The following is a 21,740-nucleotide window of genomic DNA, read 5'->3' as shown; positions in this document are numbered from 1 at the left end:
GAGAGGAAGAGGGAATCCCGATGAGTGAACGCGAACAGCACATGGCGGAGCTGCGGGAGATCGTGGCCGAGGTGCTCGAGTTGGAACCGGAGGAGGTCGCCGACACCGCCGACTTCGTCGAGGAGTACGAGGCGGACTCGTTGCGGGCGATCGAGATCCTGGCCCGGATCGAGAAGAGGTACCGGGTGGAGATCCCGCAGGCCGAGCTGAACGAGATGCGCAGCCTCAAGGCCGTCCACGAGGTCGTGGCGCGACACGCCGGCTGGCAGGACTGACCCGTGCACCGCGTGGTCGTCACCGGGCTCGGTCCGGTGTCCGGCATCGGCATCGGCGTCGACGAGTTCACCGCCGGGCTGCGCTCCGGCCGGTCGGCCGCCGCGCCCATCACCAGCTTTGATGCGAGCGGGTTCCCGCACCACTGGGCCGGCGAGGTGCCCGCGTTCCGACCGGAGGCGCTGCTGCGACGCCTGCGGATCGCCGACTGGGGCCGCTCGGCGCTGTTCGCCGCCGCGGCCGCCCGGCTGGCCGTGACGGACGCCGGTCTGCCGCTGCCCGCCCTCGATCCGGGGCGCGTCGGCGCGGTCGTCGGCACCACCAGCGGCGAGTCCACGGTGGTGGAGCAGCTCACCGCGGAGCTCGTCGAGGGCGGCTACCCGGCCATGTCCGTCGAGGCGCTACGGCAGGCGCCGGCCGAGCGGTTGTCCTACGCGGTGAGTGCGGAGCTGGGGCTGGCCGGTGAGTCGGTCACCCTCACCACCGCCTGCTCGGCCAGCAACTACGCCATCGGGTACGCGTACGACCTGCTCTGCTGCGATGAGGCGGACGTGATGGTGGCCGGCGGCGCCGACTCGGTGTGCCGTTGGGCGCACGCCGGCTTCTTCCGGCTCGGCGCGCTGACCGAGCGGGCGTGCCGACCGTTCGACCGGGACCGCTCCGGCATCCTCACCGGCGAGGGCGGCGCGGCCCTGGTGCTGGAGACCCTGGACCACGCGCGGGCCCGGGGCGCCCGGATCTACGCCGAGGTGCTCGGTTACGGCGTCAACTGCGACGCCCACCACATGGTCGCGCCCAACGAGGAGAGCGTCGCGGCGTGCATGCGCCTGGCCCAGGACAACGCCGGGGTCAAGCCGGAGGACGTCGACTACATCAGCACGCACGGCACCGGCACGCCCGCCAACGACCTGTGTGAGGCGCGGGCGATCCGGGCGGTGTTCGGCGACCGGGTGCCCCCGGTCAGCTCGATCAAGTCGATGCTCGGTCACACCATGGGCGCGGCGAGCGGGTTCGGCGCCATCGCCACCACGCTGGGCATACGGCACGGGTTCCTGCCCCCGACCATCAACTGGGTCAACCCCGACCCGGAGCTGTCCTGGATCGACCCGGTGCCGAACACGGCCCGATCGGCCACCGTACGGGTGGCGCAGAACAACGGGTTCGCCTTCGGCGGCAACAACGCCATCACGATCTTCGGGGCGATCCGGTGACCGGCCTGGTGACCGGCTGGGGTGTGCTCTCCGCCGCCGGGGACTCCGTCACGGAACTGCTCGCCGCCGTGCGGGCCGACGCCGTCGTCCGCGCCGACGTCCGCGACCGCTTCGAGGAGCCGCTGCCCACGGCCGAGGCGCCGGCGATCGCCGACTTCGACGTACGCCGACTGCTCGGCCGCAAGGGCACCAGCTTCCTGGACCGGGCGACCGCGCTGGCCATGGTGGCCTGCGGACGGGCGCTGGCCGACGGGGAGCTCACCCCGGACGACGACAACCGGCACCGCGTCGGTGTGGTGCTGGGCACCACCACCGGCAGCCTGAAGTCCACCATGGACTTCTCCCGCGAGACGCTGCTGCAGGACAAGCCGTACCTGGTCAACCCGGTGCTGTTCCCGAACACGGTGATGAACTGCGCGAGCGGCCAGGCGGCGATCCGCTACGGGCTGCGCGGCGTCAACGCCACCGTGGCCGGCGGCCCGCTCGCCTTCCTGTACGCGCTGCGCTACGCGCTCAACGCCCTGCGCCGGGGGTACGCCGACGCCCTGCTGGTCGGCGGGGTGGAGGAGTACACGCCGAACACGGCGTGGGCGGCGGAGCTCACCGGCGCCGGCCCGGCCGGCGAGGCCGCGGCCGTCTATCTGCTGCGCCGCCCGACGCCCGGCGTCACCATGCCATCGCGCGCGGAGGTGCTCGCGGTGGCCACCGGCTTCCAACCGGAGGGGACCGGCGACGCACTCGCCGGCTGCGTCCGCCGTGCGCTGGCCGCCGCGAAGGTCCGCCCGGCCGACGTCTGGGCGGTCGCCAGCGGTGACCTCGACGCGGACAGCCTGTCCGACGTGGTGCCGGCCACCGCGCAGCGGCTGTCGGTGCGCCCGGCGCTCGGTGACTGCCAGGCCGCCACCGGCGCGCTGGCGCTGGGCGTGCTGCTGGCCCGGTACGCCGAAGAACCCGCCACCCGCGGACGACCCGCGCTGATCACCGGCCAGTCCCGCGACGGCGCGGTTGCCGCGGCCGTGGTGCGGGGGTAGCACATGCCGGCGACCATCACCGCCAGCGCGGTCCGTACCTGCTTCGGCGACGGCCCGGCCACCTTCGCGGCGCTGCTGCGGGGTGACTGCGGTACCGCCCCGCTGCGGCGGACGGACCCCGCTCGGGTGGGCGTCGGGCACGGCTACCCGATCGCCGACGACCGGCCGTTCGGCCCGAGCCGCTGGCTGACCGAGTGCGTGGCGGAGGCCCTCGCCGCTGCCGGCCTCGACCCGCGTCGACGGCGGGTGGTCAGCCTCATCGGCAGTGGGCTGCGCGAGTCGGCGGAGGTGGAGCGCGCGGCCCTGAGCGGGACGGTCGACTTTCCCGCCGAGCGGCTGCACTTCGCTGGCGCGGTCACCACGGCGGCACCCGGCGTGCGGCGGGTGGTGACCCTGGCCAACGCGTGCAGCGCCGGCGGGCACGCCCTCGCTCTGGCGCAGGATCTGGTGGAGACTGGTGAGGCGGACGCCGTGCTGGTCGGCGGCACCGACGGCAGCACCGCCTCCATGCTCGCGATGATCGGTCGGGTGGCCAGCCGGCCGGCACACCGGGTGCGGCCCTTCGACGCCGATCGGGCCGGCGTGCTGCTCGGCGACGGCGCGGCGGTCCTGGTGGTCGAGCCGGAACGTTCCGGCGCCGGCCTGGCCCGGTTGCTCGCCACCGGGCTGTCCTGCGACGCCGGGCACGAGACGGCACCCGACCCGGCCGGCATCCTGCGGGCCGTCCACGACGCTCACCGCCGTGCCGACCGCCGGCCCGACCAGGTCGATCTCGTGCTGGCGCACGGCACCGGCACCGCGCTGAACGACGAGACCGAGGCGCGCGTCGTCGCGGAGGTGTTCGCCGGCTGCGAGCCCGGGCCCCTGGTCACCGCCGTGAAGGGCGCCGTGGGCCACACGTCCGGCGGATCGGCGCTGCTCAGCGTCGCCGTCGCCATCGAGATCCTGCGTACCGGCCGGGTTCCGCCGGTGGTCGGGCTGACCCGACCGGCATCCGAGGCGGCCGGGCTGCGGCTGGTCCGCGACGCGGCCGTCCGGGCCGACCCGCGAGTGGCGCAGGTCGACGCGTTCGGCTTCGGCGGTCTCAACGCCGTCACCCTCCTGGAGGCGCTGCGATGACCGGCCGCGCCGACGCCGCGCACCTCGCGCCGCCCTCGGACCGCTCCGTGCAGATGCCGCCGGACGGGTCGCCCGCCACCGACTCGGCCGGGACCGGGAACGGTCCGGATCGGCCGATCGCCGCCGTCCTCGCCGCCTCCCTGCACCTGCCCGGGGTCGGCCTGCCGGACGGTGTCGCCGACGACGAGCCGGCCTGTCCTTCCGAGCGGGCCGCCGACCTGCTCGGCCGTAAAGGCCTGCTGGCCAAGGAGCCGGCCACCCGGCTCGCCCTCTGCGCCGTGCACCGGGCGTTGGGCCTGCCGCCGAAGGCGCCCCGCCGGACCGGGCCGGCGGACCCGGGTATGGCCGTGGTGGTCAGTTCCAACCTGGGCAACGTCGCGACCGTCGGCGACATCGCCTGCCGGCTGCGCGACGGCGGCCCACGCGAGGTCGGGCCCCTCGAAGCGCCGAACGCCTCCAGCAACGTCATCGCCGGGGCAATCGCCATCTGGTTCCGGTTCGGAGGGCCCAACCTCACCGTCTGCTCCGGGGCCACCGCGGGCCTGGACGCGATCTGGCTGGCAGGGCTGCTGCTGCGTACCGGGCGCGCCGACCGGGTGGTCGTGGTCGGCACGGAACCGGACGACCCGCAGGCCCAGGCCCTGCACGCCGCCCGGGAGGGTGCTGTCGCCGGGCGGCCCCTGCGGGCCGGGGCGGCCTGCCTGCTGCTCAGCCCGGTCGGCGCGCCACAGCGACCGCTGGCCCTGTTGGGGCCGGTCCGGGCGGGTGCCCCCACCGACGGCTCACCGCACGCGCCCCTGGTCGACTCGACCGTCCTGGCCGGCGACCACTACGGCGCCGCGGGCGTCGTGCACACCGCGCTGGCTGTACGGCTGGGCGGCGGCGAGGCGACGAGCGTCACGGTCCGCTGCGGCGACCCCGTCGACGGTGTCCGCGAGCTGAGTGTCCTGGTGGGACCGCGATGAGCGGCACGCCACCCCCGGTCGCCGTGCACCGGCTCGCCGGCCCCGGATCCGGGGCGCCGACCGTGCTCCTCGCGCACGGCATGTCCGACACCTGGCGGAGTTGGCGGCCCTTGGCGGCGCGGCTACCCAGCGGCTGGCGGCTGCTCGCGGCCGAACTGCCGTGGAAGGCCGGCACCGACCACCGCTGGCGGCGTCGGGGCACCCCGGGGTCCTGGCTGGCCGCCGCCGTACGCGCCATGGCCACGCCACCCGACGTCGTGATCGGGCACTCGCTCGGCGCGAACGCGGTGCTGGAGATGGTGGCCACCGAACCGGACGTCGCACCCCGCGGCGCGATGCTCATCGCGCCGTTCTACTGCCCGCCCGACCTGCCGATCACCTGGGCGGTGCACGAGCGGGCGCAGGCCAACTTCGTGCAGATCATCGACGAGGGGCTGCGCAACCGCCTCGGCCCTCGGCTGGCCGATCTGGACGCGGAGACGCTGGCCGCCATGCGGGACATCATGGTGGAGCGGATCGGGCCGGTCGGCTTCACGACGCTGTTCGACCACTTCACCGCGACCGCCCACCTGCCGCTGCACGCGGTGACCGTGCCGACCATGGTGCTCACCGGCGGCCGGGACCCCGGCCTCGACGGCCCGCGCGTCGGCGCACTGCGGGTCCAACTGCCCGACGCGCACGTCGTCGTCGAGTCCGACTTTCACCACTTCTGTCATCTCGACCGGGCGGCCGAGGTGGCCCGACACGTCGCGGGCTTCGTCGAGAAGGTCTGCCCCGACCCCGCGATCCGAGGAGGTACGCCGTGACCACGGCGGTTGAGAACGCATCCGTGACACTGTCCGCCCGGCCCGGTTTCGAGGGCGCGAACATCCGCACCTGGATCGGGTTCAAACACTTCGCGTACCTGGTGGAGCAGGGCGTCCTGCAGTGGTTCCGGGAACACGGGCACGGCCCGGGCCGGCTCTACCACGAACACGGGGTGGGGTTGTCGATCCGGGACTGCTCGCTGCTGCTGCCCGCCGTGCTCGATGTCGACGACGAGGCGACGGTGGTGACGACCCCCGGCGCCAACGGCCGGTTCGCGGTCCGGATGAACGTCCGCCGCGACGCCGACGTCACCGTGTGCCGGGCCCGGGTGCGGGTCGCCCTGGTCCGGGAGGCGGACGTACCGCAGGCGGCGCCCCTGCCGGCGGAACTGGCCGGCCTCGCGGAGGAGCCGGCCGCCGGTGAGCCGGGCGTCCCCGCCGGCGCGGACCCGGCCGCGACCCTGCGCGCCGCCGGCGCGGGATTCGTGTGGCCCTGGCGGGTGCCCTACTTCTACTGCCAGTACTCCCAGCGCGTGCAGCACTCCGGGTACGTCCGGCTGCTCGAGGAGGTGGTCGACCGCTACCTCGCCGACCGGGGCGTGTCGGTGGGTCGGATGCTGCGCGAGCGGGGCTGGATCCCGGTGGTCTCCCGGGCACGGATCGAGGTGCTCGGCGACGCCCACCTCGACGAGCCCATGTGGATCACCTTCACCGTCACCGACGTGCTCAAGGACGTCACGTACGACGCGCGGATGGACTGTCACGTCCGGCGCGAGGGACGCCTGGTCCGGGTGGCGACCGCCAGCATCCTGCACGGGTACGCCGTCAGCCGGGGGCCGGAGGCGGGCCGGCTGGCCACCCTCGACCCGGACACCGTCGCGGCCCTCACCGACGGAGGTCGGTGATGGCCGTCAAGCGCCCCCGCCTGTACTTCTCCTTCCGCAGCCCGTACAGCTGGCTGGCGGTGGAGCGGCTGACCCGGACACTGGGCCGACCGCAGGAGGTGCTGGAGTTCATCCCCTACTGGGACCCGGACGAGCGCACCGAGGCGGCGCTCAGAGCCCGCGGCGGCGCCTTCCACTACGTGCAGATGAGCAAGCCGAAGCACCTGTACCTGCTCCAGGACGCCAAGCGGCAGGCCCAGCGGCTGGACCTGCCGATGCGCTGGCCGATCGACATCGACCCCTGGTGGGAGGTGCCGCACCTGGGCTGGCTGGCCGCGCGGGAGCGGGGAGCGGGGGAGGCGTTCTACCGGGAGGTCATCGCCGCCCGCTGGCAACGGGGCGAGGACGTGTGCACACCAGAGGTGATCTCCCGGGTCGCCGAGCGGGCCGGGGTGGACCCGGCGGTGGTGCTCGGCGCGGTCGAGGACTCCACGGTCCGGTCCGCCGGGGTGGACTGCCTGCTGCGGGCCTACGAGGAGGACATCTTCGGCATTCCCTACCTGCGGCTGGGCCCGCACCGGTTCTGGGGAGTGGACCGGGTGGACGACTTCCTCACCGCGTACGCCCAGCGGACCGGCACACCGGTCACGCCGCCGGCGGTGACGGCGGGAGTGGGCGGCTACGACACCGACACCGGAGGCGGCTGTGGCTGAGCGAAGAGATCCGGAGCGGGAGCGGGCCCACTGCCGCCGGCAGTTGATCCTGACGTTGCGTGCCTTCGCCCTGGCCGGGTTCGACGAGGGCGCCGGTGGCCACGTCACCGCCCGGGACCCGATCGAGCCGGACACCTTCTGGATCAACCCGTTCGGCCGGCACTTCGGGCACGTCCGCGACGACGACCTGCTGCGGGTCGACCACACGGGGGACGTGGTCGACGGCACGGGCCGGATCAACCCCGCCGGGTACGCCATCCACTCGGCCATCCACAAGGCACGCCCGGACGCGGTGGCCGCCGCCCACACCCACTCGATCCACGGTCGGGCGTTCTCGGCGCTGGGTCGGCCGCTCGCCCCGATCACCCAGGACGCCTGCGCCTTCTTCGAGGACCACGAGGTCCACGACGAGTACGGCGGGGTGGTCCTCGACGGCGCGGAGGGCGACCGGATCGCGGCGACGCTGGGCACCGGCAAGGCGGTCATCCTGCGCAACCACGGCCTGCTCACGGTCGGCGGTTCGGTGGCCGAGGCCGCCTGGTGGTTCCTGGCGATGGACCGCTGCTGCCAGGTGCAGCTGCTCGCCCAGGCGGCCGGTGAGCTGGTGGTGATTCCCGCCGATGCGGCCCGAGCCGCCCGGGCGGACATCGGCACCCCGCAGATCGCCCGACTGAACTTCCGGCCGGTCGCGGAGCACGTCCTGGCCCTCAGCTCCGACCTCACGGACTGAATCACGCGCAGACAGGAGTGACCAGTGGCCGAGCTGCTGAAGAACATGGTCCGGGACCGGGCCGGCGACGTAGCGCTGACCGACGAGCGGACCACGCGGACGTGGGCGGAGCTGGACCGGTCGGTGGACCGGTGGATCGGCGTGCTGCGCGGGGCCGGCCTGGACGTGGGGGACCGGGTGGCGTTTGTGCTCGGCAACCGGCACGAGACCTTCGAGGCGCTGCTGGCCTGCGTGCACGCGGGGCTGGTGGCGGTGCCGGTCAACTGGCACCTCACCGCACCGGAGATCGCCCACATCCTGACCGACTGCAACGCCAGGGCGGTGCTCACCGAGGCGACGTACGCCGCGACCGTACGCGAGGCGGTGGCCCGCACACCGGTGGCGCCCGAGCTGTTGATGACAGTCGACGGCGGGGAGGGTTTCACGCTGGTGGACGACCTGCCTGAGGGCCCGGCGGTCCCGACGGTCTCCGGTGGTGTGCTGCTCTACACCTCGGGCACCAGCGGACGCCCCAAGGGGGTGGTCAATCCGCTGCTGAAGGTCGGCGCTCCGGTCGACCGGGTGGCCGCCACCACCGAGATGCTGGGCGGCGGGCTGGGCATCCCGACCGAGGGCCAGGCGCTGCTGGTCGGTCCCTGGTACCACTCGGCGCAGCTGTTCTTCGCCCAGTTTCCGCTGCTGCGCGGGTGCGGGCTGGTGATGCGCCGCGGGTTCGACCCGGTCGAGGTGCTGCGACTGATCGACGAAGAGAAGATCACGATCAGTCATCTGGTGCCGACCCAGTTCATCCGCCTGCTCCGGGTCGACGCCGCCACCCGGGCGGCGTTCTCCGGCGCCAGCCTGACCCGGATCTGGCACGGCGGCGGCCCCTGTCCACCGGAGACCAAGCGGGCGATGATCGACTGGTGGGGGCCGGTGTTCGTGGAGTACTACGCCGCGACCGAGGCCGGCATCGTCACCCTCGCCGACTCGCACACCTGGCTGGCCCGGCCGGGCACGGTGGGCCGGCCGGCACCGCCCACCGAGGTGGTGGTCATCGACGACGAGGGCCGACCGGTGCCCGCCGGGCAGGAGGGCCGGGTGGCCGTCCGGCGGCCTCCGGGCCGGGGATTCCACTACCACAACGCCCCGGAGCAGACCGAGCAGGCGCACGTCGCCCCGCACACCTTCACCGTCGGCGACCTCGGCCGCCTGGACGAGGACGGCTACCTGTTCCTCACCGGCCGCTCGGCGGAGCTGATCGTCACCGGCGGGGTGAACGTCTACCCGGCCGAGGTGGAGGCGGTGCTGCTGACCCACCCCGCCGTGCAGGACGGCGTGGTCATCGGGGTGCCGGACCAGGAGTTCGGCGAGCAGGTCCGGGCGGTGGTGCAGCTCGACCCGGCGTGGCCGGCCGAGGACATCGACCGGGTCCTGGACGCGCACTGCCGGGCCAGCCTGGCCGGTTTCAAGGTGCCACGCTCGTACGAGGTGATCGACCGGATCCCCCGCGAGCCCACCGGCAAGCTGCCCCGGCGGGCGTTGCGGGACCGTTACCGGCAGGCTCCGGTGTCGCCGAGTCTGCTCGCGGACCCGGCCAGCTACCTGACCGGCGTGCCGCACGACGAGTTCGCCCGCCGCCGGCGGGACACGCCGGTGGCCTGGGTCGACGAGGTCGAGCTGACCCGTACCGACCAGGACCGGTCGGTGCGCTCCCAGGGCCGGGGCTTCTGGGCCGTCACCCGGTACGCCGCGGTGTCCGAGGTGTCCCGCGACCCGGCGACGTTCTCGTCCGCGGCCAGCGGGGCGTTCCTCGCCGACCCCCGGACCCTGCAGGACCTGCACCGCAACCGGCAGCTTCTGATCAACATGGACGCTCCGGAGCACGCCTGGGTGCGTCGGCTGGTGGCGGGGGCGTTCACCCCGCGCGCGGTGGGTCGCCTGGGTGAGCTGGTCACCCGACACGCCGAGGAGGTGGTCTCGCGGGCGGTGGCCGCCCGGGAGATCGACGTGGTGACGGACCTCGCGGCGGAGTTGCCGCTGCTCGTCCTCACCGACCTGCTGGGCATGCCGCAGGCGGACCGCACGCTGCTGTTCGAGTGGAGCAACAACCTGGTCGGGTTCGACGATCCGCGGTACGGCGGTGGCAGCGTGGACCGGTACCGGGACACCTTCGCCGCCGCCTTCGCGTACGTCCGGCAGTTGGCCGCGGAGCGGCGCGCCCGGCCGACCGACGACCTGCTCAGTTTGCTGGTGCACGCCGAGGCCGACGGCCGGGGCCTGACCGACGCGCAACTGTGCCAGCTCTGGCTGCTGCTCGTCATCGCCGGCAACGAGACCACCCGGCACCTGATCTCCAACGGGGTGCAGGCGCTGCTGGAGCGCCCCGAGCAGCGGGATCGGCTGATCGCCGACCCCGACCTGACCGGGACCGCGGTGGAGGAGCTGCTGCGCTGGGTCACGCCGATCATGCAGTTCCGGCGGACCGCCACCCGCGACACGGTCCTCGACGGCACCCGGATCGCCGCCGGGGACAAGGTGGTCATCTACTACGCCTCGGCCAACCGGGACCCGGCCGCCTTCGCGGACCCGGACCGGCTGGACCTCGGTCGTGATCCCAACCCGCACCTGGCGTTCGGCATCGGGCCGCACTTCTGCCTGGGCGCGCACCTGGCCCGGCTGGAGATGGCGGCCTTCCTCACCGCGATCCGCCCGCATCTGGCCCGGCTTCGACCGACCGGGCCGGTGCGCCGGATGCGGACCAACTTCATGAACGCCATCACCGCGATGCCCGCGCGCTTCGACGCCGCGCCGGAAGGGGAGTGACCCCATGCCACTGGACCTGCACTGGTTCCTGCCGTCGCATGGAGACGGCCGTGACCTGGCCGAGCCGGCCCGGGGCGGCGCCAGGCCGACCCGCGTCACCCGCCGGCCGCCGGACATCGGCTATCTGGCCCAGGTGGCCCGCGCCGCCGACCGGCTGGGGTTCACCAGCGTGCTCACCCCGGCCGGACTGTTCTGTGAGGACCCGTGGGTGGTGGCGTCCGCGTTGGCCGCGCAGACCGAGCGGCTGAAGTTCATGATCGCGCTGCGGCCGGGGCTGGCCTCACCCACGCTGGTGGCCCAGATGGCCGCGACCCTGCAACGCGTCTCCGCCGGCCGGGTGCTGCTCAACATCGTGGCCGGCAGCGACCCGGACGAGCAGCGCCGCTACGGCGACTGGCTGGACCACGACGCCCGCTACGCCCGCGCGGAGGAGTTCCTCACCGTGCTGGGCGGCCTCTGGGGCGGCCAGCCGGTCGACCACACCGGCGAGCACTACCGGATGAAGGCCGCGCTGCTGGCCCGGCCTCCGGCCACCGCGCCGGCCGTGTTCCTGGGCGGGTCCTCGCCGGCGGCACAGCGGGCGGCGGCCCAGCACGCGGACGTCTACCTGGCCTGGGGTGAGACACCCACCCAGCTCGGGGAGCTGCTGGGCCGGGCACGCGACCTGGCGGCGGAGGCCGGGCGGACGCTGCGCACCGGGAGTCGACTGCACGTGATCACCAGGGACACCGCCCGGGAGGCGTGGGCTGAGGCGGACCGGCTGCTCGCCGGCGTCGACTCGGCGCGCATCACCGCCGCCCGCCAGCGGTTCGCCCGTACCGACTCGGAGGGGCAGCGGCGGGCGGCGGCGCTGCACGCGGGCGGCAACGCCCGGATGGAGGTGTACCCGAACGTCTGGGCGGGCTACTCCCTGATCCGGCCGGGCGCCGGCGCGGCGCTGGTCGGCAGCCACGAGGAGGTCGCGGAGCGGATCGCCGAATACCACGCCGCGGGGGTCGAGCATCTGATCCTGTCCGGGCAGCCGCACCTGGAGGAGGCGTACTGGTTCGGTGAGGGGGTGCTGCCGCTGCTGCGGCACGACGGTCTCCTCGACGCCGGCGCCGCGCGGACCCCGGAGCTGGCGGTGGGCCGATGACGTCGTCCGGCACGGAACTGCCGATGACCACACTGATCGGCAACCCGAAGCCGCACTCGCGGACGCGGACCGTCGCGCTGGCCACCGCGGCGGCGCTGCGGGCCCGGCTGACCCACTGCCCGACCCCGGTCGCAACGCCGACCGTGATCGACCTGTCCGAGCTGACGGCCGAGCTGGTCGGTCAGGGCAGCCGGCCGGAGACCCTCGACGAGGTGCTGGAAGCGGTACGCCGACCGGGGCTGCTCTTGGTGGCCAGTCCCACGTTCAAGGCGGCGTACAGCGGTTTGTTGAAGCTCTTCGTCGACGTGCTGCCCCGGGGCGCGCTGGCCGGGGTGGTGGCGGTGCCGCTGATGACCGCGGCCCGATCCGGTCATCGGCACGTCGTCGACACCTACCTGGGTGCCCTCCTGGCCGAGGTGGGCGCGTGCGTACCCACCTCGGGTTTGTGCGTGCTCGAACGGGACTTCGACACGGCGGAGGTCGGCATCGGGCTCTGGCTGGACCGGGCGGCGCCAGCGGTGGCGGACGCGCTGGCCGACGTGCCCGACCCGGCAGCCGAGCCCGGAGTCAGCCGGCGTTGACCTCGGTATCGTGCTTGCGGCGCATCCGGCTGATCCAGCCCTGCGCCGTGTGCACCGGGACGTCGAAGTGCTCGGCCACCCGGCTGATCGTGCCGACCTGCTCGTAGACCGCCTCCAGGTCCGCGGGGTCGGGTGCCCGGCGGTAGGCGCGCCCGGCCTTGAGCCGGCTGAGCCGCTCGGCTTCAGCGGCCCGGTGGGCGGGGCGGGGCGTCTGCGGGCGGGGGGCCGCGGCGGTGGTTGCGGGGACCGGCCCGACCGTCACGGCCGGACGGGAGGCGGCCGGCGGGATGTCGCCGACCGGGCGGCTCCGGTCTCGGTCCTGCGGCGGGATGAAGGCGCGCAGCAGGGCGTCGAAGTCGACGTACGGCAGCTCGCCGGTCAGGCCGGCGCTCTGTGGCGCGCGGACGGTGAGCTCCCGCACGACCGGGTGGCCGTTCCCGGTCTCCAGACGGACGACGGTCTGCGCCACGGGGCCGGTGATCTCCTCACCGTCGTCCTCGACGGGCACGATGGTGATGATGTATTGACTCACGACGATGCCTTTCTTGCGCATCTCCGGGAGAGCCAGTGCGGCTTCCGGCCCGCCGGTCAACCCTGTCGGGTTTGGCCGTTGGTGGGAGACAAGATATCAGATTCTGGCAGGCAGAAGGCGAGATATCCGACACTCCCCACGGGACGCCTATCCCTCATCTCCGTTTGATAGTGGGCATCACTGATCAAATCGGGTTCTCCGTGCGGACCCGCGATCCTCGCCAGACCCTCGATGGTTGACCCCTCCGGAGACCAGCAGCGCCGCCAGCCCGGCCCGCGACGACACCCCGGTCTTGCGGAAGATGCGGGTCAGGTGAGCCTCCACCGTCTTGACCGTCACGTACACCTGGTCCGCGGCTTCGGCGTTGCTCGCACCCGCCGCCACCAGCCGGGCGATGTCCCACTCCCGGCGCGTCAGGGTCAGCTCCCCGCCGGGGACCGCATCCGGCAGGCGCCCGGCCGCGCCCGCGGCACGACTCTGCTCGCCGGCCACGGCTCTCCGCAGCGGCGGGGAGTCGACCAGCTCCGCGATGCGCCGCGTCTCGGCGAGCTCGACCTCGGCTGCGGCCCACTCCCGCGCCTCACACAGGGCCCGTGCCCGCACCAGCCGTGCCGATGCCTCCTCCAGTCGCCAACCGAGGGTCGCGAAGGTGTCCGCCGCGGCGGCGGCCAGCTCTGCCGCGCGCCGCGGATCGGCCTCCAGGGTCAGCCGGGCCCGGGCGGTCCGGGTCAGCGCGCTCTGCCCCCGTAGCCCCAGCCGTTCGGCGTACCGCTCGGCCACGGTCAACCAGCGCGCCGCCGTGTCCCGACGACCGGCCTTGTGGGCCATCTCGGCCAGCGCCGAGGCCCAGCACGCCCGATTGGTCAGCTCGACGTGGTCGAGACCGTCTCCGCCGCAGGCCCGCAGCAACGTCGACGTCGAGCCGGCCCGGTCACCGGCCAGGAACCGCAGGCGCACCGCCACCCGCTGGCTCGCCCCGTCGTACCAGTTCTCCCGCCGGGTGCCGGCGTCCAACACGGCGGCGTCGGCCAGCTGACGGCCCGCCGTCGGGCCGCTGCGCCACGCCACGGCGATCGCCCGGTACGCGCGCGCCAGCGCCACCAAGGGGTCGACGCCCATGGCGACGGCCACCTCCTCGGCGTCCTCGCCCTCGAATCGGGCGCGGTCCAGGTTGCCCAACCGGGCGGTCACCGCGCACCGGCCGACCAGCAGCCAGGGGGTCAGCGCCACCAGACCGGAGCGGCAACAGATGTCCAGCGCGCGGTCGAAGTGGTGCAGGGCCGAGCGTTCCCGTTCGTGGAAGTACTCCGCCCAACCGAGCAGGGCCAGCAGGTCCGGGTGTTGGGCGAGATCGGTGTCGGCGAGTGCGTCCACCTCGGACGATGCCCGGTCCAGTGTCTCCGGCACGTGAATCCCGCAGTCGCTGTACGCCGCCACGAACGCCTGCACCACCGCCGCCGTCGTGGCGCAGACCGGCTCACCGGTCTGCGCGGCCAGCAGATCCAGACCCCGTGCGTCCTCCACCGCGTTCACGGATCCACTGAGGACTCCGGCGATCGCCGTCTCGGTGGTCAGCAGGAAACGGGTGCGCGGCGCGACCCGCTCGTCGCGGTGCGGCAGCAGCAGCGCGTACGCGTCGAACGGCCGGCCCAGCAGTCGTTCCACGCGCGCCCGCGCGGCCAGCGCCCGCAGCCGCTGGTCGCAGTCGGCGAGCGGACGGCGGGTGAGCTCCTGCAACAGGGTGCGGGCCTGGCGCAGGTGGCCCGCACCGACCAGCGCGTCGGCCATGGCGAACTCCAGCCGGGTGCGGCGCGGCTCGGTGACCTCGGCGGCGGGCAGCAGCCGTTGCACGTTGGTCAACCAGCGGATCGCGTCGAGTCGGGGCGCCAGCGCGCTCTCCGCGGCCTCGATGAGCGCGTCGGCCGTCGCTGGTTCGGCGCACTGCCCGCTGGCCGACAGGTGCTCGGCGTACCGGCTCACCGGATGTCCGGCATCGCGCAGGACGCTGGCCGCCGTGGCGTGCAGTCGTCGTCGCCGGCCGGGGGAGAGCGAGCGGTACACCACGGTGCGGTCCACCTCGTGGCGGAACGACAGGGTCGACGCCTCGGTGGGGTCGGTGCGCAACAGGTCGGCGGCCACCAGCGCGTCCAGCAGATCGCTGGTGACCTCCGGGCCGCGGCCGGCCAACGCCGCGGCCAGTGCCGGCTCGAACCCGCACGGGCACACCGAGACGACCTCCAGCATCTGCCGTTGCTCGTCGGTCAGCCCGTCGAGGTCGAGCTGGACCGCGCCGGTGACGTCGACGGGCAGCTCGGTGGGTAGGCCACGCAGGGCGGCGACCGGACCGTCCAAGGCGCCCGGCCGGTAGGCCAGCACGTAGCGGGGCACACCGCCGGAGAGCACGTGCACCCGCTGGGCGGCGCGCCCTTCCGGCAGCCCGAGCAGCGCGGCGACGCTGGCCGGATCGAGCGGGCTCAGGGTGACCGCCCGGCGGCTCAGGTAGATCCCGGCGGCGAGCGCCGCCGTCGCGCAGGAGGGCATCTGCCGCGGCCGGTACGCGGTGACCCACAGCAGACCTGGGGACGGCACCTGCGCGAGTCGGCCCAGCAGGGCCGCCGTCGCGGGCGAGACGGTGTGCAGGTCGTCCACGAGGAACAGCAGCGGGGTCGCCGGCGCGTCCAGCAGACTGGCGAGGGCCGCCTCGACCTGGTCACCGTCGCGCCCGGCGGCGGCCAGCACCGGTACGCCGGCCCGTCGGGCCCGCGCGGCGACCTCGCGCAGCAGCCGCGTCTTGCCCGTGCCGGGGTCGCCCACGAACTCGATCATCGTTGGCTGGCCGTCGCGGACACTCGCCAGTGCCCGGTCGAACAGGTCGAGCGCGCAGTTGCGGCCGACCAGGGGCTCGAGAGGGTCGCCCGACACTGTCGGGGCGAGGTCCTCCTCGCTGGTGTTCATCGGTGGTCCGCGACGAACGCTCGTGCGGCGCCGCCCGCAGAGGTGCGCCGCCGCGTGGGCGCGGTCGGACGCGCGTCGTGCGGTGCGACGACGGCCGGGCGGCCTGGTTGTCCGCGACGATGCGGCGAGCTTCGGTCCAGTTTCAACTGCCACCCCCAGGATGTGTCCCGTTCGGGCCTCTCGGCGTGCCCGATGCCGGCGGTGCCAATTGCCGGCGCTCGGGCGAGCGGCAGATGCAACTCTAGGGTGGCAAGCCAAGAACGGCGATCACGCGACCGGTTGGTCCTATTGCCGAAGAGAGCAAATGTTGATACCCAAAAACCGAAATAGTGGACTTCGTTCTTGACCCAGCGCGTACCGACGGTTGCGTTGGGTACACGACAATGTGGGGTTTCCCCTACTGTCGCATCGTTCTGCGTCGCTTAATGTCGACTCCGGCGGTGCGACGCCTTGGGGGGACTTCGGATGACCGTTCATTACCGATCCTATCTGGACAATTCGGTAAATGTGGAGGGGATGCTGAACGAGTCGGAGCGATGGCACGCATTCCAGTGCCTATTGCCGCCCCGCGCCGCAGTGGCCGACGCGTTCCTCACCCGCGGTGTCAGTCCACTGCTGCGCGACCTCCAGGCCGCCGACGAACTGTCCGGCTGGTCATTCACCCGACAGTCGCCCCGGGTGGTCAACCTCCACCTGTTGGGCCGCGCGCCGCGACTGCTGGCGGCCCGACTGGCCGGGCTGTGTGCGGCGGTCGGTGCGGAGGGGCCCGTGCACGCCCCGGACCTCGGCGCTCCGTCGGCCCGCGATCCACGACTGGTCGGCGTGGCGGTCGATCTGATCGGAATGACCCCTGGTCGCCAGGCCCGGCTCGCCGCCGCCGCCGACCTTGCGATGGTGGCGGCCGTGCGCAGTTGTCCCGCCGTGCGGAGCGGGGCCGAGCCCACCACGTCCGAGGGCGTGACCGTCCTGCCGGGCGCTCGCTGGCAGCGGATCTCCGCCGCGCTGGCCACCGAACGTCATCCGCTGACCTGCTGGTCGCGCCTGTTGGAGGCGTGCCGCCGCGCCCCCGGGTACGACGGCGCGATGACGTTCGACCTGGTCCACCTGCTGCACAATCAGCTCGGGCTCAGCCCTCGTGACGAGCAGCGCGTGCACGCCGACCTGATCCGTACGCTGTCGCGGCGCCGGACCCCGCGCCACTCGACGCGGTCACACCTGAGTGTCCTGCATGCCGGGGCGGTCCGCCCGAATAGCTGAGTGGGCACCCGGGGTCGCTCGTCCGCGGCCCTCCGGCGTCGGGGCGACCGATGGTCCCGACGCCGGACACCACCCTGCTTGCCAGGGTCAGCGGGCGAGCCAGTCCCGGTAGGAGGTGGGCGCGATCACGGCGTCCTGGGTGGCGATCAGCACGCCGCTGGGCGTCGCCGCGAACATCCCGGCGCTGTCGTCGGTGGTGACGGTGCGCTGGTCGCCCTTGGCGGCGAGGGTGATTCGGCCCAGCTCGTCGAGCGGGAAGACGTCGGGACCGGCGACGTTGCGGGTGCCCTGCAGGGGAGCGCCCATGCTGACGTCGGCGACGGCCTGGGCGACGTCGGCCGCCGCCATGGGCTGCAGCGGGCGGCTGGGCAGGCGGACGGTGTTCTCGTCGGCGGTCCAGGACATGACCGCGTCGACGAACTCGAAGAACTGGGTGACGCGGACGATTGAGTACGGAACGGGACCGGCCTTGAGGATGTCCTCCTGGAGGGCCTTGGCGCGGTAGTAGGCCAGGTCGGGGACCAGGTCGACGCCCACGATGGAGAGGACCACCGCGTGCCCGACGCCGGCCCGCTCGGCGGCGGTCAGGAGGTTGTCCATGGTCGTCTGGAAGAAGGCGGGGGAGGCGTCGTCGAAGGTCGGCGAGTTCGTCAGGTTGACGACGACGTCGGTGTCCTTGAGCGCCTCGGCCAGACCCTGCCCGGTGAGGAGGTCGACCCCGGTCGACTGGGAGTGCGGCAGCGCGTCGTGCCCGGCCGCCTGCAGGATCTTGACGACCTGGGACCCGATCAGGCCGGTCCCGCCCATCACGGCGATCTTCATGTTCGTTCCACCTTCCCTGTGGTGATTGCAGCCCGTTTGTCCGGCGACGTCTCTGCCGGGCCGGATACTCGGACTTCTTATGTCCGGGAACTGTACTCGGATAGGATGAGTCCGAGTATCGGGGTGGCTAGGGTGAAGCGATGAAGATGTCCGGCGGGGTCGAGTGGGCGCTGCACTGCTGCGTCGTCCTCACGGTCAGCAGCAGGCCCGTCCCGGCGGCCAAGCTCGCGGAACTGCACGACGTCTCCAGCAGCTACCTCGCCAAGCAGCTCCAGTCGCTCGCCCGCGCCGGCCTCATCCACTCCGTGCAGGGCAAGTCCGGTGGCTACGCGCTGACCCGCGCACCGGGAAGCATCACGTTGCTCGACGTGGTGCGGGCCGTCGACGGCCCCGGGCCCGCCTTCGTCTGCACCGAGATCCGACAACGCGGCCCGATGGCGACCCCGGCCAACGCCTGCACCCGGGCGTGCCCGGTCGCCCGCGCCATGTGGACCGCCGAGGAGGCGTGGCGCGAGGCGCTCGCCGCGGTCACGATCGCCGATCTCGCCCGCGACGTCGGCACCGACTCCGGCCCGGAGGCACTGCCCGCGGTGGGCACCTGGCTGACCGGCGCCAACGACCACTGACCCGCCGTCAGCCGGCGTGGCGTACCTCGGTGTCCCAGATCTGCGCCCACGGACGCCGCAGCCCCCGGCACACGAAGATCGGGCCGCCGTTCTCGTCGTTGTCCACCTCGACCCGCTGGTCCACCCGCCCGGCGAGTGCGCACTCGTCGAACCAGGCGTTCAGCGGGGCGGAGCGTTCCCACCCGACGACGATCACCACGTCGGCGTCGGCGGGTGGTCGGCCGAAGTCGACCATGCTGTTGTGCCCGGAATACGCGCGGGGCAGATCATGGGCCGGGCCGTAGCGGGCCAGCGCGCCGGCCTCGCCGTAGTTGCCGGTCAGGATGACCGTCCGCGAGCGCTCCTGAAGTGGCAGGCCACGGTGGACGGTGGCGACCGAGTCGGCGAACGCCGGCCAGCCGATGGTTTCACCGGCGTCGTAGTTGACGTCCACCACGAAGCCGGGCAACCGGTCGGCCGGCAGCACCGGCAGCAGCAGCACGATGTTGGGTAGCAACAGCGGCACCGCGCCCAGCGCGAGCAGACTCCGGCGCGGCCCGACCGCACCGCGCGACGCCCAGGCGGCGATGACCGTTGCCCCGGCGGCGGTCAGGACCAGCAGCAGCGGCGCGTCGTAGTAGCCCTTCCCGCCGGCGATCAGCACGATGCCGACCACGACCAGCCACGACCAGCCCACCGCCCGGTACGCCCGCCACGCCGACCGGCGCAGCAACGCGACGAGCCCGGCGATCCAGATCGGCACCGCGTACGGGCTGATGATGACGAACTGGAGGGTCAGCGCGTCGAGGCGGCCACTGTAGGAGCTGTCGCCACCGGAGATCGAGGCGGCCACCGACAGCTGCGGAAACCCGTGCGCGGCCTGCCAGATCAGGTTCGGCGCGGCCAGCAGCGCCGCGATCCCGGCGGCGGCGAGCACCCACCGGTCGCGCAGCAGCCGGCGCGGCCCGGCGATGCCCACCCCGGCGATCAGGCCCACGGCCAGCAGCGCGGGCAGCAGCTTGTTGAGCATGCCCACGCCGAGTGCCAGCCCGATGCCGAGCGCCCACCGGCTGTCGCCGGTGCGCAGCAGCCGCACCGCGCACAGCACGGCGGCCAGCCAGGCCAGCGGGTCGACGGTGGTGGTGCTGAGCAGATGCCCGCCCGCGAGCACGATGCCGGACAGCCCGGCGAGCAGCGCCGCGAAGCTCTGCCCGCCCCGGCCGGCGCCCAGCTCCCGGGCGATGGCGGCGACCAGCAGGACCGCACCACCGGCCAGCAGTGCCGACGGGGTGCGCAGCACGACCAGGTTGCCGGGCGCGATCGTGTCGAGCAGCCGGGCCAGCGCCGGGACCAGCGGACCCTGGTCGACGTAGCCCCAGTCGAGGTGCCGGCCGCAGAGCAGGAAGTACAACTCGTCGCGGTGATAGCCGTAGCGGCCGGCGAGCACCAGCAGCGTCACGCTGACCGCCGCGGCCACCAGCCACGGCCCGAGCGTGCGGGGGCCGGGCGTCGATGGCCCCGGCGGCGGGGACGTTGGGGCCGGCTGGTGGGGGCGGTCGGTGGCGGTGCCGGGTTCGCTCACGCACCCATCATCACCGATCCACCGCGCTGCTCACGCCCTCCATCTGGCTGCTTCGGGCGTCAGCGCCCGGTCCGGCAGTGGGGGACCGATACGGCGAGAGTTCCACCAGCCCGCTTGTTCTTGCCCAATGCGACGTCAACGAATGCCCCGACGCCGACCTGCGCGGCGTCCGCCAGCTGGGCGATGAGCAGTAGTCGATGCCGCGTGTGCTCCGGTTCGCCGGGTAGGTCGGTGACCGGCGGTCGGTGACCGCCAGGGAGCAGTACGGCCAGCAGCGACCACCGATCCCACCCGTCCGGGTCCAGCTTCTCGGCGAGCAGCCCTGCGGTGTCCCTGAGGACCTGGTGCGCCCACGCGTGGGGCAGCCGCAGAAGGCGGTCGATGGAAGTCTGGAACTGCGCGTGGTCCTTCTGGTTGGCCGCTCGCACCCCGGCCACCACGGCGTTCCACAGCTCCTGCTCTGCCGGTGTGGGCAGCTGCCACATCACCGTCTCCTCTCCGTTAACCGGGCTGGCAGAAGCCTGCTGGCCCGGACCTCGCCGGCACCTCGCCGTCGCGGTCGCTTCACTGTGCCTTCTGTTGGGTGGCCGGCACGGGCCCGTAGGAGGCGAGGCCCGTGCCGGCCGACGGTGATCACCCCCATCACCGTCTCCCGCCGGCGGCGGCTCAGCCGGGCCGTGTCGTTTCCGGCCATGCCGTCGCGGCGTGCTTTCGCGTGGAACAACGCTCACGTCAGTACTGATCGAGCGTGTTCGTGGCGCACTTCTGGAACGTCCTGTTCATCGGCCACGGCGGCCCCCGAAGCCGGCTGTACTGCCCGATCCCGCCCTGTTGTTCGCTGCGGCCGGGGCCAGGGCAGCAAACGAGGGGACCGCCGGGCGCTGAGGTCCTCGATCCAACCGAGGGCCAGAACCAGGCCGGTGAGAAGCACCAGGGCCACCACCAGGTAGCCCAGCTTGCCGAGGCGCCAGACCCCGAGCAGGTCGCCGACGGCGAAGCAGACCGCGATGGCGGCGTTGTGCCAGAGGTAGATGGTCAGGGCCCGGCTGTTCAACCCGGTGACCAGCCGGTCGAGTGGCCGGATCCGGGCCAGCCAGGTCATCGGTGGGGACACCCGCAACAGCAGCAGCACGATTCCGAGCGACCAGAATGCCTGCGCCACCGGGATGTCGTTGAGGTCGAGCCCGCCGCCCGGGTGGGTGACGAGCCAGCCGACGGCGAGTCCCGGGCACAGTGCCGCCAGGGCCAGCAGGGACCGAAGTGGGAGCCGTTGCAGCTGACCGTCGCGGTGTGCGAAGCCCAGGAGCCAGCAGGCGCCGAACGTGGCCAGGTCGGTCAGTACCGAATCCACCGGCCCGCCCAGTGCCGGCGCCGCGGTCTGCAGCAGGACCACGCCGCCCAGTGGCGTCCACGAACACCGGTTCGATGGGTCGGGACAGGACAGCGGGCAGAACGTGCTGAGGGCGACCTGGCAACCCATCGAAAGACATGTGAACAGCCACCGGTCGAGGTTATGGGGAGCTTGTTGGCGTATGTCCTGATTCGCGACACAGGCTTCGACGGATGTTTCGGCATTCGCATATCCCGAAATATGGGCTGTTAGCGGTCGAAAGGAACGATCGCCCGCTGAGTAATGAGACAGGATTTAGCCGGCAAACAGCACTGTACAGCCCATCCGTGTACTGAGGGGCAAGACAGGACGAAAGACGCAAAAGCCACCAAACACCCCAACAG

At 73.1% G+C, this 21,740-nt stretch carries 20 protein-coding genes; 14 read left to right on the top strand and 6 right to left on the bottom strand.

Going from position 1 to position 21,740, the window contains the following annotated elements:
• Positions 1-20: 20 nt before the first annotated feature.
• Genes ACFYPS_RS03870 through ACFYPS_RS03815 form a run of 12 tightly spaced genes read left to right on the top strand, consistent with a single transcriptional unit; the run spans position 21 to position 12,253 of the window.
• Complete coding sequence (locus ACFYPS_RS03870; RefSeq protein ID WP_089020954.1) at positions 21-275, top strand: acyl carrier protein; 255 nt, start codon at positions 21-23, stop codon at positions 273-275.
• Between the two features lie 3 nt (positions 276-278).
• Entirely contained in the window at positions 279-1,484 is a 1,206-nt protein-coding gene (locus ACFYPS_RS03865; RefSeq protein ID WP_354965207.1) for a beta-ketoacyl-[acyl-carrier-protein] synthase family protein, read from the top strand.
• A complete protein-coding gene (locus ACFYPS_RS03860; protein WP_354965206.1) occupies positions 1,481-2,515 on the top strand; it encodes a beta-ketoacyl synthase N-terminal-like domain-containing protein in 1,035 nt (344 codons plus the stop codon). The genes ACFYPS_RS03865 and ACFYPS_RS03860 overlap by 4 nt, the downstream gene beginning before the upstream one ends.
• A 3-nt stretch (positions 2,516-2,518) precedes the next feature.
• Positions 2,519-3,634 carry a beta-ketoacyl synthase N-terminal-like domain-containing protein gene (locus ACFYPS_RS03855; RefSeq protein WP_354965205.1) on the top strand — a complete coding sequence of 372 codons (1,116 nt, stop codon included), beginning with the start codon at positions 2,519-2,521 and terminating at the stop codon, positions 3,632-3,634.
• Complete coding sequence (locus ACFYPS_RS03850; RefSeq protein WP_387322587.1) at positions 3,631-4,599, top strand: beta-ketoacyl synthase N-terminal-like domain-containing protein; 969 nt, start codon at positions 3,631-3,633, stop codon at positions 4,597-4,599. Before ACFYPS_RS03855 ends, ACFYPS_RS03850 begins: the two co-directional genes overlap by 4 nt.
• Positions 4,596-5,405 carry an alpha/beta fold hydrolase gene (locus tag ACFYPS_RS03845; RefSeq protein WP_387322585.1) on the top strand — a complete coding sequence of 270 codons (810 nt, stop codon included), beginning with the start codon at positions 4,596-4,598 and terminating at the stop codon, positions 5,403-5,405. The genes ACFYPS_RS03850 and ACFYPS_RS03845 overlap by 4 nt, the downstream gene beginning before the upstream one ends.
• Entirely contained in the window at positions 5,402-6,310 is a 909-nt protein-coding gene (locus ACFYPS_RS03840; protein WP_354965202.1) for a thioesterase family protein, read from the top strand. Before ACFYPS_RS03845 ends, ACFYPS_RS03840 begins: the two co-directional genes overlap by 4 nt.
• Positions 6,310-7,002: a 2-hydroxychromene-2-carboxylate isomerase gene (locus ACFYPS_RS03835; RefSeq protein WP_387322583.1), complete on the top strand. Its 693-nt coding sequence runs from the start codon at positions 6,310-6,312 to the stop codon at positions 7,000-7,002. The genes ACFYPS_RS03840 and ACFYPS_RS03835 overlap by 1 nt, the downstream gene beginning before the upstream one ends.
• A complete protein-coding gene (locus ACFYPS_RS03830) occupies positions 6,995-7,732 on the top strand; it encodes a class II aldolase/adducin family protein (protein ID WP_354965200.1) in 738 nt (245 codons plus the stop codon). The genes ACFYPS_RS03835 and ACFYPS_RS03830 overlap by 8 nt, the downstream gene beginning before the upstream one ends.
• 24 nt (positions 7,733-7,756) lie before the next feature.
• Complete coding sequence (locus ACFYPS_RS03825; RefSeq protein WP_354965199.1) at positions 7,757-10,537, top strand: cytochrome P450; 2,781 nt, start codon at positions 7,757-7,759, stop codon at positions 10,535-10,537.
• A 4-nt stretch (positions 10,538-10,541) separates the two neighbouring features.
• Positions 10,542-11,672, top strand: coding sequence for an LLM class flavin-dependent oxidoreductase (locus tag ACFYPS_RS03820; RefSeq protein ID WP_354965198.1), 1,131 nt, complete (start codon positions 10,542-10,544; stop codon positions 11,670-11,672).
• 23 nt (positions 11,673-11,695) lie between these two features.
• Positions 11,696-12,253 (top strand): NAD(P)H-dependent oxidoreductase, encoded by a 558-nt coding sequence (locus tag ACFYPS_RS03815; protein WP_354965197.1) that lies wholly within the window; start codon positions 11,696-11,698, stop codon positions 12,251-12,253.
• On the opposite strand, the gene ACFYPS_RS03810 is transcribed toward ACFYPS_RS03815, so the two are convergent.
• Both ACFYPS_RS03810 and ACFYPS_RS03805 read right to left on the bottom strand, forming a co-directional pair.
• Positions 12,240-12,785 carry a hypothetical protein gene (locus ACFYPS_RS03810; RefSeq protein ID WP_354965196.1) on the bottom strand — a complete coding sequence of 182 codons (546 nt, stop codon included), beginning with the start codon at positions 12,783-12,785 and terminating at the stop codon, positions 12,240-12,242. The two genes, ACFYPS_RS03815 and ACFYPS_RS03810, sit on opposite strands and share 14 nt — an antisense overlap.
• 177 nt (positions 12,786-12,962) lie before the next feature.
• Complete coding sequence (locus ACFYPS_RS03805) at positions 12,963-15,740, bottom strand: LuxR C-terminal-related transcriptional regulator (protein WP_354965195.1); 2,778 nt, start codon at positions 15,738-15,740, stop codon at positions 12,963-12,965.
• A 516-nt stretch (positions 15,741-16,256) separates the two neighbouring features.
• On the opposite strand from ACFYPS_RS03805, the gene ACFYPS_RS03800 reads away from it, so the two are divergent.
• Positions 16,257-16,997, top strand: a complete 741-nt coding sequence (locus ACFYPS_RS03800; RefSeq protein ID WP_354965194.1) for a hypothetical protein — start codon at positions 16,257-16,259, stop codon at positions 16,995-16,997.
• 87 nt (positions 16,998-17,084) lie between these two features.
• Here the strand turns inward: ACFYPS_RS03800 and ACFYPS_RS03795 are convergent, their stop codons facing one another.
• Positions 17,085-17,819 carry an SDR family oxidoreductase gene (locus ACFYPS_RS03795; protein WP_387322579.1) on the bottom strand — a complete coding sequence of 245 codons (735 nt, stop codon included), beginning with the start codon at positions 17,817-17,819 and terminating at the stop codon, positions 17,085-17,087.
• 140 nt (positions 17,820-17,959) lie between these two features.
• Between ACFYPS_RS03795 and ACFYPS_RS03790 the strand changes: the two genes are divergently transcribed.
• A complete protein-coding gene (locus ACFYPS_RS03790) occupies positions 17,960-18,445 on the top strand; it encodes an Rrf2 family transcriptional regulator (protein ID WP_354965192.1) in 486 nt (161 codons plus the stop codon).
• 7 nt (positions 18,446-18,452) lie between these two features.
• On the opposite strand, the gene ACFYPS_RS03785 is transcribed toward ACFYPS_RS03790, so the two are convergent.
• The 3 genes from ACFYPS_RS03785 to ACFYPS_RS03775 all read right to left on the bottom strand — a co-directional run bounded on the left by ACFYPS_RS03785 (position 18,453) and on the right by ACFYPS_RS03775 (position 21,399).
• On the bottom strand, positions 18,453-20,006 hold the full coding sequence (locus ACFYPS_RS03785; RefSeq protein WP_354965191.1) for a glycosyltransferase family 39 protein: 1,554 nt from the start codon (positions 20,004-20,006) through the stop codon (positions 18,453-18,455).
• A gap of 59 nt (positions 20,007-20,065) precedes the next feature.
• Positions 20,066-20,491, bottom strand: a complete 426-nt coding sequence (locus ACFYPS_RS03780) for a hypothetical protein (protein ID WP_354965190.1) — start codon at positions 20,489-20,491, stop codon at positions 20,066-20,068.
• A gap of 242 nt (positions 20,492-20,733) precedes the next feature.
• Positions 20,734-21,399 carry a hypothetical protein gene (locus tag ACFYPS_RS03775; RefSeq protein ID WP_354965189.1) on the bottom strand — a complete coding sequence of 222 codons (666 nt, stop codon included), beginning with the start codon at positions 21,397-21,399 and terminating at the stop codon, positions 20,734-20,736.
• Positions 21,400-21,740: the final 341 nt, after the last annotated feature.

Source organism: Micromonospora sp. NPDC005087 (assembly GCF_042872965.1).
Taxonomy (GTDB): Bacteria; Actinomycetota; Actinomycetes; order Mycobacteriales; family Micromonosporaceae; genus Micromonospora.
This window is presented reverse-complemented; position numbering and strand designations above follow the sequence as displayed.